At 55.5% G+C, this 14,279-nt stretch carries 12 protein-coding genes; 8 read left to right on the forward strand and 4 right to left on the reverse strand.

The annotated features are described in order from the left end of the window. Positions 1 to 17 precede the first annotated feature (17 nt). Together ACJJU9_RS17135 and ACJJU9_RS17140 are read right to left on the reverse strand one after the other, a co-directional pair. Entirely contained in the window at positions 18 to 1,004 is a 987-nt protein-coding gene (locus tag ACJJU9_RS17135; RefSeq protein ID WP_407729077.1) for an ABC transporter permease, read from the reverse strand. A gap of 59 nt (positions 1,005 to 1,063) precedes the next feature. Beyond that, positions 1,064 to 1,579, reverse strand: a complete 516-nt coding sequence (locus ACJJU9_RS17140; protein ID WP_407729078.1) for a flavin reductase family protein — start codon at positions 1,577 to 1,579, stop codon at positions 1,064 to 1,066. A 288-nt stretch (positions 1,580 to 1,867) separates the two neighbouring features. Here ACJJU9_RS17140 and ACJJU9_RS17145 point away from each other — a divergent pair, with 288 nt between their 5' ends. Continuing rightward, positions 1,868 to 2,800 (forward strand): LysR family transcriptional regulator, encoded by a 933-nt coding sequence (locus ACJJU9_RS17145; RefSeq protein ID WP_407729079.1) that lies wholly within the window; start codon positions 1,868 to 1,870, stop codon positions 2,798 to 2,800. Between the two features lie 241 nt (positions 2,801 to 3,041). On the opposite strand, the gene rnhA is transcribed toward ACJJU9_RS17145, so the two are convergent. Both rnhA and ACJJU9_RS17155 read right to left on the reverse strand, forming a co-directional pair. Next, positions 3,042 to 3,494: a ribonuclease HI gene (gene rnhA, locus ACJJU9_RS17150; RefSeq protein WP_123750086.1), complete on the reverse strand. Its 453-nt coding sequence runs from the start codon at positions 3,492 to 3,494 to the stop codon at positions 3,042 to 3,044. A gap of 91 nt (positions 3,495 to 3,585) precedes the next feature. After that, a complete protein-coding gene (locus tag ACJJU9_RS17155) occupies positions 3,586 to 4,344 on the reverse strand; it encodes a class I SAM-dependent methyltransferase (protein WP_048373059.1) in 759 nt (252 codons plus the stop codon). Positions 4,345 to 4,467: 123 nt separating this feature from the next. On the opposite strand from ACJJU9_RS17155, the gene gloB reads away from it, so the two are divergent. The 7 genes from gloB (at position 4,468) to ACJJU9_RS17190 (ending at position 14,276) form a co-directional block, all read left to right on the forward strand. Next, positions 4,468 to 5,247 carry a hydroxyacylglutathione hydrolase gene (gene gloB / locus ACJJU9_RS17160; RefSeq protein ID WP_407729080.1) on the forward strand — a complete coding sequence of 260 codons (780 nt, stop codon included), beginning with the start codon at positions 4,468 to 4,470 and terminating at the stop codon, positions 5,245 to 5,247. 98 nt (positions 5,248 to 5,345) lie between these two features. After that, positions 5,346 to 6,746, forward strand: coding sequence for a LysM peptidoglycan-binding domain-containing protein (locus ACJJU9_RS17165; protein WP_273220381.1), 1,401 nt, complete (start codon positions 5,346 to 5,348; stop codon positions 6,744 to 6,746). 155 nt (positions 6,747 to 6,901) lie between these two features. Beyond that, positions 6,902 to 8,731 carry an extracellular solute-binding protein gene (locus ACJJU9_RS17170; protein ID WP_407729081.1) on the forward strand — a complete coding sequence of 610 codons (1,830 nt, stop codon included), beginning with the start codon at positions 6,902 to 6,904 and terminating at the stop codon, positions 8,729 to 8,731. Continuing rightward, the gene (locus ACJJU9_RS17175) at positions 8,728 to 10,569 is read left to right on the forward strand and encodes an extracellular solute-binding protein (RefSeq protein WP_407729082.1); all 1,842 of its coding nucleotides are present in this window, start codon (positions 8,728 to 8,730) and stop codon (positions 10,567 to 10,569) included. Before ACJJU9_RS17170 ends, ACJJU9_RS17175 begins: the two co-directional genes overlap by 4 nt. Continuing rightward, the gene (locus ACJJU9_RS17180) at positions 10,570 to 11,643 is read left to right on the forward strand and encodes a microcin C ABC transporter permease YejB (protein WP_153333573.1); all 1,074 of its coding nucleotides are present in this window, start codon (positions 10,570 to 10,572) and stop codon (positions 11,641 to 11,643) included. Position 11,644: 1 nt separating this feature from the next. Continuing rightward, positions 11,645 to 12,664 (forward strand): ABC transporter permease, encoded by a 1,020-nt coding sequence (locus tag ACJJU9_RS17185; protein WP_048373045.1) that lies wholly within the window; start codon positions 11,645 to 11,647, stop codon positions 12,662 to 12,664. Between the two features lies 1 nt (position 12,665). After that, positions 12,666 to 14,276 (forward strand): ABC transporter ATP-binding protein, encoded by a 1,611-nt coding sequence (locus tag ACJJU9_RS17190; RefSeq protein ID WP_407729083.1) that lies wholly within the window; start codon positions 12,666 to 12,668, stop codon positions 14,274 to 14,276. Positions 14,277 to 14,279 lie beyond the last annotated feature (3 nt).

Raw genomic sequence — 14,279 nt, forward strand, 5'->3', positions numbered from 1 at the left:
TGGTCGATGACCCGAGATCAATCAGCCTTGCGTTTGAGCAAGTCGAGCATTACAGCGAAAGCGATCACCGCGCCGATAACCACTTGCTGGACGAAGGGTGAAATGCCGGCCAGATTCAGGCCGTTGCGCAAAACACCGATAATCAACACGCCGATGATCGTGCCGACCACACTCCCTGCACCGCCCTTGAGGCTGCCACCGCCGATCACTACGGCAGCGATCACATCCAGCTCGTAGCCGACACCGGCACCTGCACCGGCGGTGTCGAGGCGCGAAGTCATAATGATGCCGCCCAAGGCTGCGCAAATACCGGAGATGATGTACACCGCGCTGGTGTAACCCTTGACCCGGATTCCGGCGAGCTTGGCCACTTTGCTGCTGCCGCCAATGGCATACAGACTGCGGCCCGCTACGGTGAACTTAAGAACGAACCAGAACACCAGCGCGAGTACCACGAAACAACTGACGGTCAGCGACAACACACCGCCGTAGCGAATAACCGAGAGGTTGCTGAACCACTCCGCAAACCCGCTGACTTGCGCACCGTCCGTAACCATATAAGCCAGGCCACGGGCAATGGACATCATCGCCAGCGTCGCAATAAATGAAGGAAGCCCAGCCCGAACCACCAGCAAGGCCGTGGTCGAACCACAGGCTGCACCTACCGCGATTGCCCCGAGCATGGCCGCCCACATCGGCAGGCCAAGAACCTGTCCGAGCCAGCTCATGACCATGATCGCAACCGCCAGCACTGCACCCACGGACAAGTCGATACCACCGATGAGAATCACCAGCGTCATGCCTAGCGCCATGATGCCCAGCACCGTCACTTGGTCCAGCACATTGAGCAAGTTGCTCAGGGTCAGAAAACTATCGGTAAAAAAAGTTAATACGGCACATAACAATAAAAGCCCGACCATCGGACCCATCACAGCACTTTCCAGACCGACCCACTTTGGAATCGACCCAGGCAGTTTTGTTTTAGACAACAACTGATTATTCATACCCACATCCACTTCTTATGTAATTGTTATAAGATCGAGCAGTACGCGGCAACTTCAGATTAATGCCCCAACTCCCGATAGCGTCCACCCATGTATAGAAGTGGCTCATCCAGTGCTTGAGTAATGACATGAATGACGTTGCCAATAATCACCGTGTGCGTACCGTGTTCAATTTCTTGCACGACTTCACAAAAGATCGACGCTTGGGCGTCGGCCAAATAACGAATACCGTGAACTCCTGTGCGCCAGTCACCCTCGACAAAACGTCGTTCGCGCAGATCCGGCTGGCTGAATATTTTGCAAATCGGCTCGTGATGACTTTGCAGCATGTTTACGCAGAACAGTCCGGAATGCTTGATGATCGGTGATGCACTAGCGCTGCGATTGACACAGATCAGAGCCGACGCGGGGTCCATCGATACAGAAGAAAATGCGGTAGCGGCCAGACCGTGGGGCTGACCAGCGTCGTCTAGTGTGGTGATCAGGGTTATAGAAGAGGCAAAGCGACCCATTGCCGATTTGAACTGAGCGACCAGGTCTACTGAAGGAGCGGCCTCTTGATATTGAACACACATAGCATTAACCCTCTTATTGTTGTGACTCACAGGCACTGGAATGCATTATTAACAATCAACCGAAGTTTTCTATTCGATTTTAGAAAATTGAGCCTTCACTAAAACCGAAAGATGAACTGAACAACAAACATATTTGAATTTGCTTCACAGCTGCCCTCGCCCCCCTATTCCAAAGCGTTTGCATACCTATAGGGCTTGCTTGTCGCCTGGTTGATTAGTTGGTGTTTACTGAATAATTGGCTAATACTTTGCTAACAATAAAAGTGATTACCACGAGGTGAGATTCCCATGGTCGACCGATTGCAGGACATGCGGCTGTTTCGCCTTATCGTTCAGACAGGTTCACTTTCAACGGCAGGGCGGCAAATGGGCCTTTCGCCAGCGGCCATGAGTGGCCGACTCAAGGCGATGGAGGAGTTCTATGGCGTGCGTTTGCTCAAGCGCAACACCCGAAGCTTGAGCCCTACTGCCGAAGGACAGTTGTTGTTTGAAAACGCCCAGAAAATTCTCGAAGAGGTCGACACCCTCGACAGCATCATCAAAAACGGCCACGGCGATATGCTGGGCACTATTGGCCTGACATGCCCTACTGATCTGGGTCGCCAGTGGATCAGCCAATTGGTCGATAGCTTCATCAGTGAAAATCCGCATATCCGTATTCGCCTGTTTCTCACCGACCGCGTACTGGACTTTGTCGACTCGGGCTCAGACATCGCCATCAGGTTTGGCGACCTTCCGGACAGCACACTTATCGCTCGCTCCCTTGGCGAGGACCGACACATTGTTTGCTGTTCAGCGCAGTACCTTGAGCAACATGGCGCACCGCTCAGCCCAGAAGATCTGCAGCATCACAACTGCCTGGTACACCTGAGTGCCGATTTCACACTGGATCGATGGAAGTTCATGAACAAAGGCGTGCCAACGACCATTCAAGTCAAGGGCAACCGACTGGCCAATGATGGGTTCACCTTGCGTCAATGGGGCGTTCAAGGTTTGGGAATCATCTGGAAGTCGGTCTGGGAGGTGGCGGACGACATACAGGCCAAACGGTTGATTCCATTGCTTGAAGACTATCAATGTCCAGGCACCGGGTTTCATCTACTGACCGAAGGGGGGAAAAAGCTGCCATTACGCGTCAAAATCTTCGTCGACTTTGCCGTGCAATACTTCAAAAAGCTCAATACGCCATCGCGATGCATTCTGCCCCCACCTCAAGCCTGAGCGAAGACACAGCCGACACCACTGGTATGCCCCCTACAAAAGACAGCACACCCTCAGTTCCCACACACCCAGGAAGGCTGCATTGGGCAGGCCTGTTGAGGACACGTGCAGCGTAAGGAGCTCGCGTGTCTGATCGTTGTGCCGTGAGCCTTCACTGGCCACTCATAAGTAATCGCCCGGCAGCCAGCCGCCGAAGGCTGTGGGGCCTGCCCAGCCATGCTCTTAAATATGAGCAATACAACTACGCATGTTTGTTGCCCCTCATTTCCTCGACCCCGCGATTGGCCAACTGGTCAGCACGCTCATTGCCATGATGTCCAATGTGCCCGCGCACCCATTGCCACTTCACGGTGTGGCGATTGACTTGTTCGTCCAGCTGCTTCCACAGGTCGGCATTTTTCACCGGCTCTTTGGCAGCGGTTTTCCACCCGCGCTTCTTCCAGTTGACCATCCACTCGGTGATGCCTTTCATCACGTACTGTGAGTCGGTGACCAGCAAGACTTCGCAGGGGCGCTTGAGCTCTTCAAGCCCACGAATGGCCGCCATTAACTCCATGCGATTGTTGGTGGTGTCGGGCTCGCCGCCCCAGAGTTCTTTTTCAACGCCTTGATAGACCAGCAAAGCCCCCCAGCCACCCGGGCCAGGGTTACCCTTGCAGGCACCATCGGTGAACATTTCTACGCAATCGCTCATTGCCAACTATCCAGAAAGAACTGCCTCGGCCTGCCTATCAAGTCGTGATGGCAGCACCTGGGGCCGGGTGAACCCGACCCGGCATTTTAAATTAGGGTTCAATATCAGGTCGATTGACCTTGGCCATCTGCAGAGGGATCAGTTTGCCTTTTGGCTCTCGACGCAGTGGCTGGACGGGCCGCAAACCCACCACCATTTTGCGGGCGACCAATACATAGAAGCCACCACCGGCCAATTGCCAGCTACCGGCCTTGCGCTCCCAACCAGACAAACGACCTTGCCACGCCTTGGAAGCAAGCGGCGGACGATAGCATCCGAAGCGGCGTTTCTCCAGCGCAAAGCCCAGCAGATTCAGCCAGTCGGCAACCCGCGACGGGGAAATGCACCGTGCCTTGCGCAGGGCATCCTTGGCAAAAACATGCCGCAGCCCCCAACTGCTCCAGGGGTTGATCCCCACAATCAACAAATGCCCGCCGGGGCGGACACTGCTGGCGGCTTCACGCAGCAGACCGTGAGGTGACAGACAAAAATCCAGACCGTGCTGCAACACCACCACATCGGCCGCGTGCTCGCATAAAGGCCAGGATTGCTCTTCACAAATGATTTCGACACCTGGCAAAGGCGCGCCCAGCCGCACATTGCGCTGCACTTGCGGGGCCTTGGGCGGCGTGTCGGCACCCGGACCGTAATGCACCAGGTAGCCACCGAAATAGCGTCCGAGTTCGTCCTCAAGCACACGCTGCTCATCTTCCAGCAGCAACTGGCCAAGGGGACCAGACAGCCATTCGCGGGCCGAACTGATCAGTGCCAGCCACTCAGGGTCCGCCTGAGCCAATGGTTTATCGGTCATTGTTCCTCCACCTCGCCATCCACCGGTTACGCCTCTTCGTTCGGCTGGCGCTGCAACGCGGCTCGCATTGCAACACCAACAGCCCCTAAGATGCGCCATTGTCTCGCACTTGGGAATTGCACCATGTTACAGATCGACGCCCTGCCCGCCTTCAGCGACAACTACATATGGTTGTTACAGGATACGACCCAAAAACGCTGCGCCGTGGTCGATCCGGGTGACGCCGCCCCGGTTCTGAACTGGCTCAAGCACCATCCCGAGTGGGTACTCAGCGATATTCTGGTCACCCACCATCACCATGACCATGTGGGTGGCGTTGAGCAATTACACACCACCACAGGCGCTAAAGTCTGGGGGCCGGCGCTGGAAAACATTCCCGCGCGACAAGTGCCACTTAACGATAACGATGTGATCAACGTACTGGGAATTGAATTCAAAGTATTTCTGGTACCTGGGCATACCTTGGGTCATATCGCTTATTACCACGCTGATGTTTCAAAGCCACTATTGTTCAGCGGCGATACGCTGTTCGCGGCTGGTTGCGGCCGGTTATTTGAAGGCACTCCTGAACAAATGCATCACTCTTTAAGTCGGCTGGCAGCCTTGGCAGGGCACACTGAGGTGTATTGCACTCACGAATACACACAAAGCAACTTGCGCTTTGCCCAAGCGGTAGAGCCGAATAACCCGGATATTGCCGACCGAGTTGCACAAGTTGCGGCCTGGCGTGATGCAGGCAAAATCAGTTTGCCATCAAGTATTGCGCTTGAATTGCGCACTAATCCGTTTCTGCGGGTTAACGAAATATCTGTTAAAGAAAAAGCTGACGAATGGAACAAGCGTGACAATGACTCGCCCAGCGCGGTCTTTGCCAGCTTGCGTAGCTGGAAAGACAAGTTTTAATCAGCGTCGCGGTTGCCATTTAAATTCTGAATGGTTGACCGCGCCCCACCTGCTTTCTAGAATCGCCCGACATTTTTGCCCGAAACTATCTTTAACCAATGTCGTCATTTAAATCTAACTCCATCAGTTCAGACGCATTGACGCGCTTGGCTAAAGCGATCGCGGTGGTTGTGTCCGCCACTTTGGCGGGATGCCAAAGCTTCGATCATTCGACCCAAACGGTCGATCGGCCCACTCTCAAACTGACCAAACGCATTCCTCAAGAGCCGCTCTGGCTCAAGGAAAAGCCGGGGCCTGTTGCCCCCAAAGACGTCTGGGAACGCATGCGCCAGGGCTTCCAGCTACAAGAAGGCCTGGGCGTCAACCCGCGTATCGAACAACAGCGTTTGTGGTTTGCCAGCAACCCGTCTTTTCTTGAAGGCGCCGGCGAACGCGGCAGCTTGTACATTCATTACATCGTCGAGCGCCTTGAAGAACGCAACATGCCACTCGAACTGGCTTTATTGCCTGTAATCGAAAGCTCTTACAACCCGATGGCGTACTCCCACGCCAATGCGGTGGGGCTTTGGCAGTTCATCCCGTCGACGGGCCGTTATTTCAATCTGCGCCAAACCCGCGCCTACGATGGCCGACGCGACATTACCGCCTCGACCCTCGCGGCCATGAACTACCTGACGCGCCTGCATGACATGTTCAACGGTGACTGGCTGCTGGCACTGGCCGCTTATAACGCAGGTGAAGGCACGGTCAGCCGGGCGATTGAACGCAACGAAAAACTCGGCTTGCCGACCGACTACTGGAACCTGCCTTTGCCGCAGGAAACCAAAGACTATGTGCCCAAGCTACTGGCCCTGTCGCAGGTGGTGCTGACCCCTGAAGCCTATGGCATTAATCTCAACCCGATTGCCAACGAACCGTACTTCGAGATGGTCGAGATCAAGCAGTCCATGGACCTGTCCCGCGTGGCAGCCCTGGCCGAGATCGACGAAGACGAAATGTTTCAGTTGAACCCCGCCTACAAGCAGCGCGCCACCACTGATGGCCCGCAACACTTGCTGGTGCCAACGTCCAAAGCCCAGTTGTTGACCGCCAGCCTGTCAAATCTCAAGCCTGAAGAGCTGGTGAGCCTGCGCCCCAAAAAGGCCGTTTTCGACACAGTCGCCAGCAACCCGCCGGCCCGGCCAACCCGCCAATACCGGGTTAAACGCGGCGACAACCTGACACTGATCGCCAAAGCCAACAAAGTTAATGTCAAAGATCTGCAGCGCTGGAACAAACTTAGCGGGCATAACCTGAAGGCTGGCCAAACGCTGGTCATGCAGGACACCCGCAGGCCTGCTGCTAAAAAAGCCACAACTTACACGGTTAAAAAAGGCGACTCTTTATACATTGTTGCCAAGCGTTTCAATGTTGAAATGCAGCACCTTAAGCGCTGGAATCCAAATTCAGCCAAGGCCCTCAAGCCCGGTCAAGTCCTTACGGTCTACAAGCCGCACTGATTCGGTTCGCACGTTCATGCGGGCAAGCATACTCCTACTAAATTGCAGGAAGTTGCTTGCCCGCAGTGCTTTCCGGCGTGGCCTTTTTCCTACAGATACAAGCTGTTACTGTACGGAAACCTTCAGCCCAATGCCCGGATCGAATACCTGACTTAATGCGTCCCCTTCTGTTAGTTCTTATCAATCTGGCCTTGAGCTTTCCGGCGAGTGCGACCCTGAGTGAAAGCCACGGTTATGCACAGTTCGGTACTCTCAAATACCCGGCAACGTTTACTCATTACGATTGGGTAAATCCCGACGCGCCTAAAGGCGGGACGTTGCGGGTCATGGCATTTGGCACGTTTGACACGCTTAACCCTTATTCCTTCAAGGGCACCAGCCCGGTTTCGACTGCAAACTTCTTGCAATACGGGGTCAACGAACTCAACGAGACATTAATGGTCGGTACTGGCCAATATGCCCCGTCCGGTGACGAACCTACGTCCAGTTATGGCTTGATTGCACAATCAGTCGAATACAACGAAGACCGCAGTTGGGTGGTGTTTAACCTGCGACCCGAAGCACGTTTTCATGATGGCAAACCCATCACCGCCTACGACGTAGCGTTTTCTTACAACTTGCTGCTAAAAGAAGGCCATCCTCAATACCGGACCAACCTTCAAGAAGTTCAGCGCGTCGATATTTTGGGCCCCAAGCGCATCCGTTTTGTTTTTAAACGTGCGGGCAACCCGTTATTGATTCTGCGGCTGGGTGAATTGCCGGTTCTGCCACAGCATTACTGGGCGAAACGCGACTTTAAAGCGACAACGTTCGAGCCACCGCTGGGCAGCGGGCCTTATCGCATCACCAAGGTGACCCCAGGCCGGCAGTTAGTGTTTGAACATGTCAAAAACTGGTGGGGCGCCAACCTGCCGGTCAATCGCGGCAAATACAATTTCGACCGGGTCGAAGTGGAGTTTTACCGTGACAGCAACGTTGCCTTCGAAGCGTTCAAGGCGGGCGAATTCGACATTTATATCGAACACCAGGCCAAGAACTGGGCCAATGCCTACCGGTTTCCGGCAGTACGCCGTGGCGATGTGATCAAGGCTGAAATCACCCATCAGATCCCGACCCAGACACAAGGCCTGTTTATGAACAGCCGCCGCAGTACCTTCGCGCAAGCTAAAGTTCGCGAAGCACTGGGGCAAATGTTCGACTTCGAATGGACCAACCGCGCCTTATTCAATAGCTCATATCAACGGGCCGAAAGCTACTACCCCAACAGTGAGTTCTCGGCCAGCGGCATCCCACAGGGCCATGAATGGCTGATGCTCTCCCCTTGGCGCAGCCAGCTGCTACCCGAGCTGTTCAGCCAGGCCTTCAGCCTGCCGAAAACTGATGGCCGCGGCATCCCCCGCGAGACCATGCGCCATGCTCTGGATTTGTTGGCCCAAGGTGGCTGGAAATTGTCCGGGCAACGCTTGCTCAATAGCGAAGGCAAACCGCTGACGTTCGAGATATTGCTGGTCAATCCGAACCTCGAACGCATTTTGCAACCTTATGTCGAGAACCTCGCCAGCATCGGTATCGAAGCGCGGCTGCGCACTGTCGACCGCGCGCAATACAAACAGCGGCTGGACCAATTCGATTTCGACATGATCCTGATGACCCTCGATCAGACCTTGAGCCCAGGGCTTGAACAGTGGCAGTACTTTCACTCCAGCCAGGCCAACGTCAAGGGCAGCAAGAACTATGCAGGGGTTGCCAGCCCGGTCGTCGATCAATTGCTGGAAAAACTCCTGGCCGCACAGAACCGCGAAGAACAACTGGCTGCTGGCCGGGCGCTGGATCGCGTTTTACTCTGGCAGCACTACATGATTCCCAACTGGTATCTGAACTATCACCGCCTGGCGTACCGCAACCGGTTCGCCTTTGTGACGACGCCGCCTTACACGCTGGGCCTTAGCGCATGGTGGCTCAAGCCTACGGAGAAAACCCGATGATGCCTTTGCGTACCTGGCTAAAACCGCTGGCCGGCCTGTTGCTGGCCAGTGCGACCTGTGCGGCATTGGCCGCTCCACAACATGCATTGACGCTTTACGATGAGCCGCCGAAATACCCGGCTAACTTCAAACATGTCGATTACGTGAACCCGGATGCTCCCAAGGGCGGCACCTTTCGCAAATCAACCACCGGCAGCTTTGACAGCCTCAACCCGTTTATCAACAAGGGCGTACCGGCCGAAGGGATTGAAATGACCTTCGACACCCTGACCCGCCAGACGCTGGACGAACCGTTTACCTCCTACGGTTTAATCGCGCAAAAGATGGAAAAGGCGCCGGATAACAGCTGGGTACGGTTTTACCTGCGCCCAGAAGCCAAGTTCAACGATGGTCACCCGATCCGCGCCGAAGACGTGGTGTTTACCTTCGACACACTGATGAAAAACGGCTCGCCGCTGTACAAGGGCTATTACAGCGATGTCGACCAGGCCATTGCCGAAAACCCGTTGCAGGTGAAGTTCACCTTCAAGCACAACAAAAACCGCGAACTGCCGTTGATTTTGGGACAACTGCCCGTCCTGCCCAAGCATTGGTGGGAAACCCGAGACTTCGGTAAAGGCAACCTTGAAATCCCTGTCGGCAGCGGCCCCTACACCATTACCGATATCAAACCCGGGCGTTCCATCCGCTACGAGCGCAACAAGGATTACTGGGGTAAAGACCTGCCAATCAACAAGGGCCTGTACAACTTCGATGCGATTACCGTGGACTACTTCCGCGACAACAGCGTGGCATTCGAAGCCCTCAAGGCCGGGCAGTTTGATTACTGGTTCGAGATCAGCGCCAAGAACTGGGCGAGTGCCTACAACGCGCCAGCCTTCACCCAGGGCCGCTTGAAAAAAGAAGAGATTCGCAACCATAACCCGACCGGCATGCAGGGGTTTATCTTCAACCTGCGCAAACCTATGTTTCAGGATGTACGGGTACGCGAGGCCCTGAGCCTGCTGTTTGACTTCGAATGGGCCAACAAGCAATTGTTCAGCGGCGCCTATTCACGTACCGGCAGTTATTTTGAGAACTCGGAAATGGCCGCCAAGGAGCTTCCGAGCGCAGAAGAGCTGGCTATTTTAGAACCCTTGCGCGGCCAGATACCGGACAAGGTCTTCACCGAGGTCTTCAAACCCAACGTCACCGACGCCAGCGGCATGATTCGCGACCAACAGCGCCGCGCCTATCAACTGCTGCAAGACGCTGGCTGGCGTATCGTCGATGACAAGATGGTCGACGCCCAAGGCAAGCCGGTAAAAATTGAGTTCTTGTTGGCGCAATCGGAGTTCGAGCGCATTCTGCTGCCTTACAAGCGCAACCTGAGTGATCTGGGTATCGACCTGCAAATTCGTCGGGTCGACACCTCGCAATACCTCAATCGCTTGCGTTCACGGGACTTCGACATGATTGTCGGCAGCTTCCCGCAGTCCAACTCGCCGGGCAGTGAGCAGCGTGAATACTGGGAATCGTCGAGCTACGACAAACCCGGTAGCCGTAATTTTATTGGCCTTAAAGACCCGGCCATCGATCAACTGACCGAAGACCTGATCCATGCCGATTCCCGGCAAAGCCTGATCAACCACGCCCGGGCGCTGGACCGCGTGTTGCAATGGGGCTACTACGTCATCCCCAACTGGCACATCAAAACCTGGCGCGTCGCGTACTCGCACAACATTGGCCACCCGGCGGTGACCCCGCTGTATGACATCGGCACCGAGACGTGGTGGGCAAAACCTGATGCAGCACCCGTAACCCCGACCAAACCCACAAGCGAAAGCCTGGAGCCGTAAATGCTGGCGTATATATTCAGGCGACTGCTGCTAATTATTCCGACGCTGTTCGGCATTCTGCTGATTAACTTCGTCATTATTCAGGCCGCCCCCGGCGGCCCGGTTGACCAGATGATCGCCAAGCTTGAAGGCTTCGACGGAGCAACCAGCCGTATCGCCGGAGGCGGCTCGGAAGTCTCGGTGGCTGGCTCCAGCTACCGGGGCGCGCAAGGCCTGGACCCGGCGCTGATTGAAGAAATCGAGAAGATGTACGGTTTCGACAAGTCAGCGCCTGAACGCCTGTGGATCATGATCAAGAACTACGCCCAACTGGATTTCGGTGAGAGTTTTTTCCGGGACGCCAAGGTCATCGACCTGATCAAAGAAAAAATGCCGGTGTCCATTTCGCTGGGGTTGTGGAGCACGCTGATCATGTACCTGGTCTCGATCCCGCTGGGCATCGCCAAGGCCACGCGCCATGGCAGCCACTTTGACGTCTGGACCAGCTCGGCAATCATTGTCGGTTACGCGATTCCGGCCTTTTTGTTTGCCATTCTGCTGATCGTGGTGTTCGCCGGGGGCAGTTATCTGGACTGGTTCCCGTTGCGTGGGCTGACCTCCAACAACTTCGACGAGCTCAGTTTGGGCGGCAAGATCCTCGACTATTTCTGGCACTTGGCGCTGCCCATCACCGCGCTGGTCATCGGTAACTTTGCCACCATGACCTTGCTGACCAAAAACAGCTTTCTGGATGAGATCAACAAACAATACGTGGTCACGGCCAAGGCCAAGGGCTTGACCAATCACCGCGTGCTCTACGGGCACGTGTTTCGCAACGCCATGCTACTGGTGATTGCCGGCTTCCCGTCGGCCTTCATCGGCATCTTCTTTACCGGTTCATTGCTGGTTGAAGTGATCTTCTCGCTGGACGGCCTCGGACTGATGAGCTTTGAAGCTGCGATCAATCGTGATTACCCGGTGGTGTTTGGCACCCTGTTTATCTTCACGCTGGTCGGGCTGGTGGTGAAACTGATCGGCGACCTCTCATACACCCTGGTTGATCCGCGCATCGACTTTGAAAGCCGGGAGCATTGAGATGAAACTGTCCCCTCTCAATCGACGACGTTTCGAACGTTTCAAAGCCAACAAGCGTGGCTGGTGGTCTTTGTGGCTGTTTATCGTGCTGTTTGGGCTGAGCCTGGGCGCTGAACTGATCGCCAATGACAAACCACTGGTGGTCCACTACGACGGCGAATGGTATTTCCCTGCGCTCAAGCGCTACCCGGAAACCGACTTCGGCGGTGAATTCCCGCTCGAGGCCAACTACAAAAGCCCGTATATCCGCGAACTGTTGGCCAAGAAAGACGCCCTGGTGGTGTGGCCACCGATCCCCTACAGCTATCAGAGCATTAACTACGACCTGAAAGTGCCAGCCCCCGCTCCGCCGTCTCTGGAAAACTGGCTGGGCACCGACGACCAGGGGCGCGATGTACTGGCACGAGTGATTTATGGCTTCAGGATTTCAGTGCTGTTCGCCCTGACGTTGACCATTTTGAGCTCGATCATCGGCGTTATCGCAGGTGCGCTTCAGGGGTTTTATGGCGGCTGGGTCGATCTGGCAGGCCAGCGCTTCCTGGAGATCTGGTCCGGGCTGCCGGTGCTGTACCTGCTGATAATTCTGGCGAGTTTTGTGCAGCCCAACTTCTGGTGGCTGCTGGGGATCATGCTGCTGTTCTCATGGATGAGCCTGGTGGATGTGGTGCGCGCCGAATTTTTGCGCGGGCGAAACCTGGAATATGTACGCGCCGCTCGCGCACTCGGCATGCAAGACATGGCCATCATGTACCGGCACATCCTGCCCAACGCCATGGTTTCGACCATGACCTTTATGCCGTTTATTTTGACCGGCGCCATTGGCACGCTCACCGCGCTGGACTTCCTGGGCTTTGGCCTGCCGCCGGGCGCGCCGTCGCTGGGCGAACTGGTCGCGCAGGGCAAATCCAACCTGCAAGCGCCGTGGCTGGGCATCAGCGCCTTTGCGGTGCTGGCCATCATGCTGAGCCTGCTGGTATTTATCGGCGAGTCCGCTCGCGATGCCTTCGATCCGAGGAAATAAGATGACGCAGGACATTCTGATCGAAGTGCGTGATCTCGCCGTTGAGTTTGTCACCGGCGAGCAATCACACCGTGTTGTGCAAGGCATCAATTTCGATATCAAACGCGGCGAAACCCTGGCACTGGTTGGCGAAAGCGGCTCAGGCAAATCGGTGACCGCACACTCCATTCTGCGGCTACTGCCCTACCCCATGGCGCGCCATCCACACGGCAGCATTGAGTATGCCGGGCAAGACCTGCTGCACCTGGATGAGAAAAAGCTGCGGCATATTCGCGGCAACCGCATTGCCATGATTTTTCAGGAGCCCATGACCTCGCTGAACCCGCTGCACAACATTGAAAAACAAATCAATGAAGTGCTGGGCATTCACAAAGGCCTGACCGGCAAAGAGGCCACCCTGCGCACGCTGGAGCTGCTTGAGCTGGTGGGCATCCCTGAGCCGCACAAACGCCTCAAAGCGCTGCCACACGAGCTATCAGGTGGCCAGCGCCAGCGTGTCATGATCGCCATGGCCCTGGCCAATGAACCCGAGCTGTTAATTGCCGACGAACCCACCACCGCACTGGACGTCACCGTTCAGCTGAAAATCCTGGAATTGCTCAAGGAATTACAGGCGCGTCTGGGCATGTCGCTGTTACTGATCAGTCACGATTTGAACCTGGTTCGACGAATTGCGCACAGAGTATGTGTCATGCAGCGCGGTTGCATCGTCGAACAAGCATCGTGTGAGCAATTGTTTCGTTCACCACAGCATCCGTACACCCGGGAACTGCTCAGCGCAGAGCCCAGCGGAGGCCCGGCTGACACGCTTGCCGGGGCGCCGTTGCTGGAAGTCGAGGACCTCAAAGTGTGGTTCCCGATCAAAAAAGGCTTGTTACGCAAGACCGTGGATTACGTCAAAGCGGTCGACGGGATTAACTTCAGCCTGCCTCAGGGGCAGACCCTGGGGATTGTGGGAGAAAGCGGATCAGGAAAATCGACGCTGGGCCTGGCGATTTTGCGCCTGATTGGCAGCGAAGGATTGATCCGTTTTGAAGGCAAACGGTTAGACTGCATGTCACGCCAGGAAGTAAGACCCCTGCGCAGACAAATGCAGGTGGTATTTCAGGACCCGTTCGGCAGTCTCAGCCCACGCATGAGCGTGAGCGAGATCGTCGGGGAAGGTTTGCGCATTCACCGTATGGGCACACCTGAAGAGCAGGAAAAGGCAATTATTGAAGCCTTGCGAGAAGTAGGTCTGGATCCGGAAACCCGGCACCGCTACCCTCACGAGTTTTCTGGCGGGCAACGGCAACGAATCGCCATTGCCCGGGCACTGGTATTAAAACCGGCGTTGATTCTGCTGGACGAGCCAACCTCAGCGTTGGACCGTACAGTACAACGCCAGGTAGTCGAGTTGTTACGCTCGCTGCAAACCAAGTACAACCTGACATATTTGTTTATCAGCCATGACCTGGCGGTAGTCAAAGCGCTGAGCCACCAACTGATGGTGGTCAAGCATGGCCAAGTGGTCGAACAGGGTGATGCGCAAAGTATCTTTGCCTCACCGCAACATCCATATACACAACAGCTGCTGGAAGCCGCCTTTTTGGCACCAGTGGCTGTCGATTAACCT

The sequence above is a fragment of the Pseudomonas helleri genome (assembly GCF_045830615.1).
GTDB lineage: Bacteria > Pseudomonadota > Gammaproteobacteria > Pseudomonadales > Pseudomonadaceae > Aquipseudomonas > Aquipseudomonas helleri.

Coding starts and splice junctions, on each gene's coding strand:
- ACJJU9_RS17170 (WP_407729081.1), top strand. CDS start 6,902: ATGCGTCCCCTTCTGTTAGTTCTTATCAATCTGGCCTTGAGCTTTCCG.
- ACJJU9_RS17145 (WP_407729079.1), top strand. CDS start 1,868: ATGGTCGACCGATTGCAGGACATGCGGCTGTTTCGCCTTATCGTTCAG.
- ACJJU9_RS17190 (WP_407729083.1), top strand. CDS start 12,666: ATGACGCAGGACATTCTGATCGAAGTGCGTGATCTCGCCGTTGAGTTT.
- rnhA (WP_123750086.1), bottom strand. CDS start 3,494: ATGAGCGATTGCGTAGAAATGTTCACCGATGGTGCCTGCAAGGGTAAC.
- ACJJU9_RS17135 (WP_407729077.1), bottom strand. CDS start 1,004: ATGAATAATCAGTTGTTGTCTAAAACAAAACTGCCTGGGTCGATTCCA.
- ACJJU9_RS17165 (WP_273220381.1), top strand. CDS start 5,346: ATGTCGTCATTTAAATCTAACTCCATCAGTTCAGACGCATTGACGCGC.
- ACJJU9_RS17140 (WP_407729078.1), bottom strand. CDS start 1,579: ATGTGTGTTCAATATCAAGAGGCCGCTCCTTCAGTAGACCTGGTCGCT.
- ACJJU9_RS17180 (WP_153333573.1), top strand. CDS start 10,570: ATGCTGGCGTATATATTCAGGCGACTGCTGCTAATTATTCCGACGCTG.
- ACJJU9_RS17185 (WP_048373045.1), top strand. CDS start 11,645: ATGAAACTGTCCCCTCTCAATCGACGACGTTTCGAACGTTTCAAAGCC.
- ACJJU9_RS17175 (WP_407729082.1), top strand. CDS start 8,728: ATGATGCCTTTGCGTACCTGGCTAAAACCGCTGGCCGGCCTGTTGCTG.
- gloB (WP_407729080.1), top strand. CDS start 4,468: ATGTTACAGATCGACGCCCTGCCCGCCTTCAGCGACAACTACATATGG.
- ACJJU9_RS17155 (WP_048373059.1), bottom strand. CDS start 4,344: ATGACCGATAAACCATTGGCTCAGGCGGACCCTGAGTGGCTGGCACTG.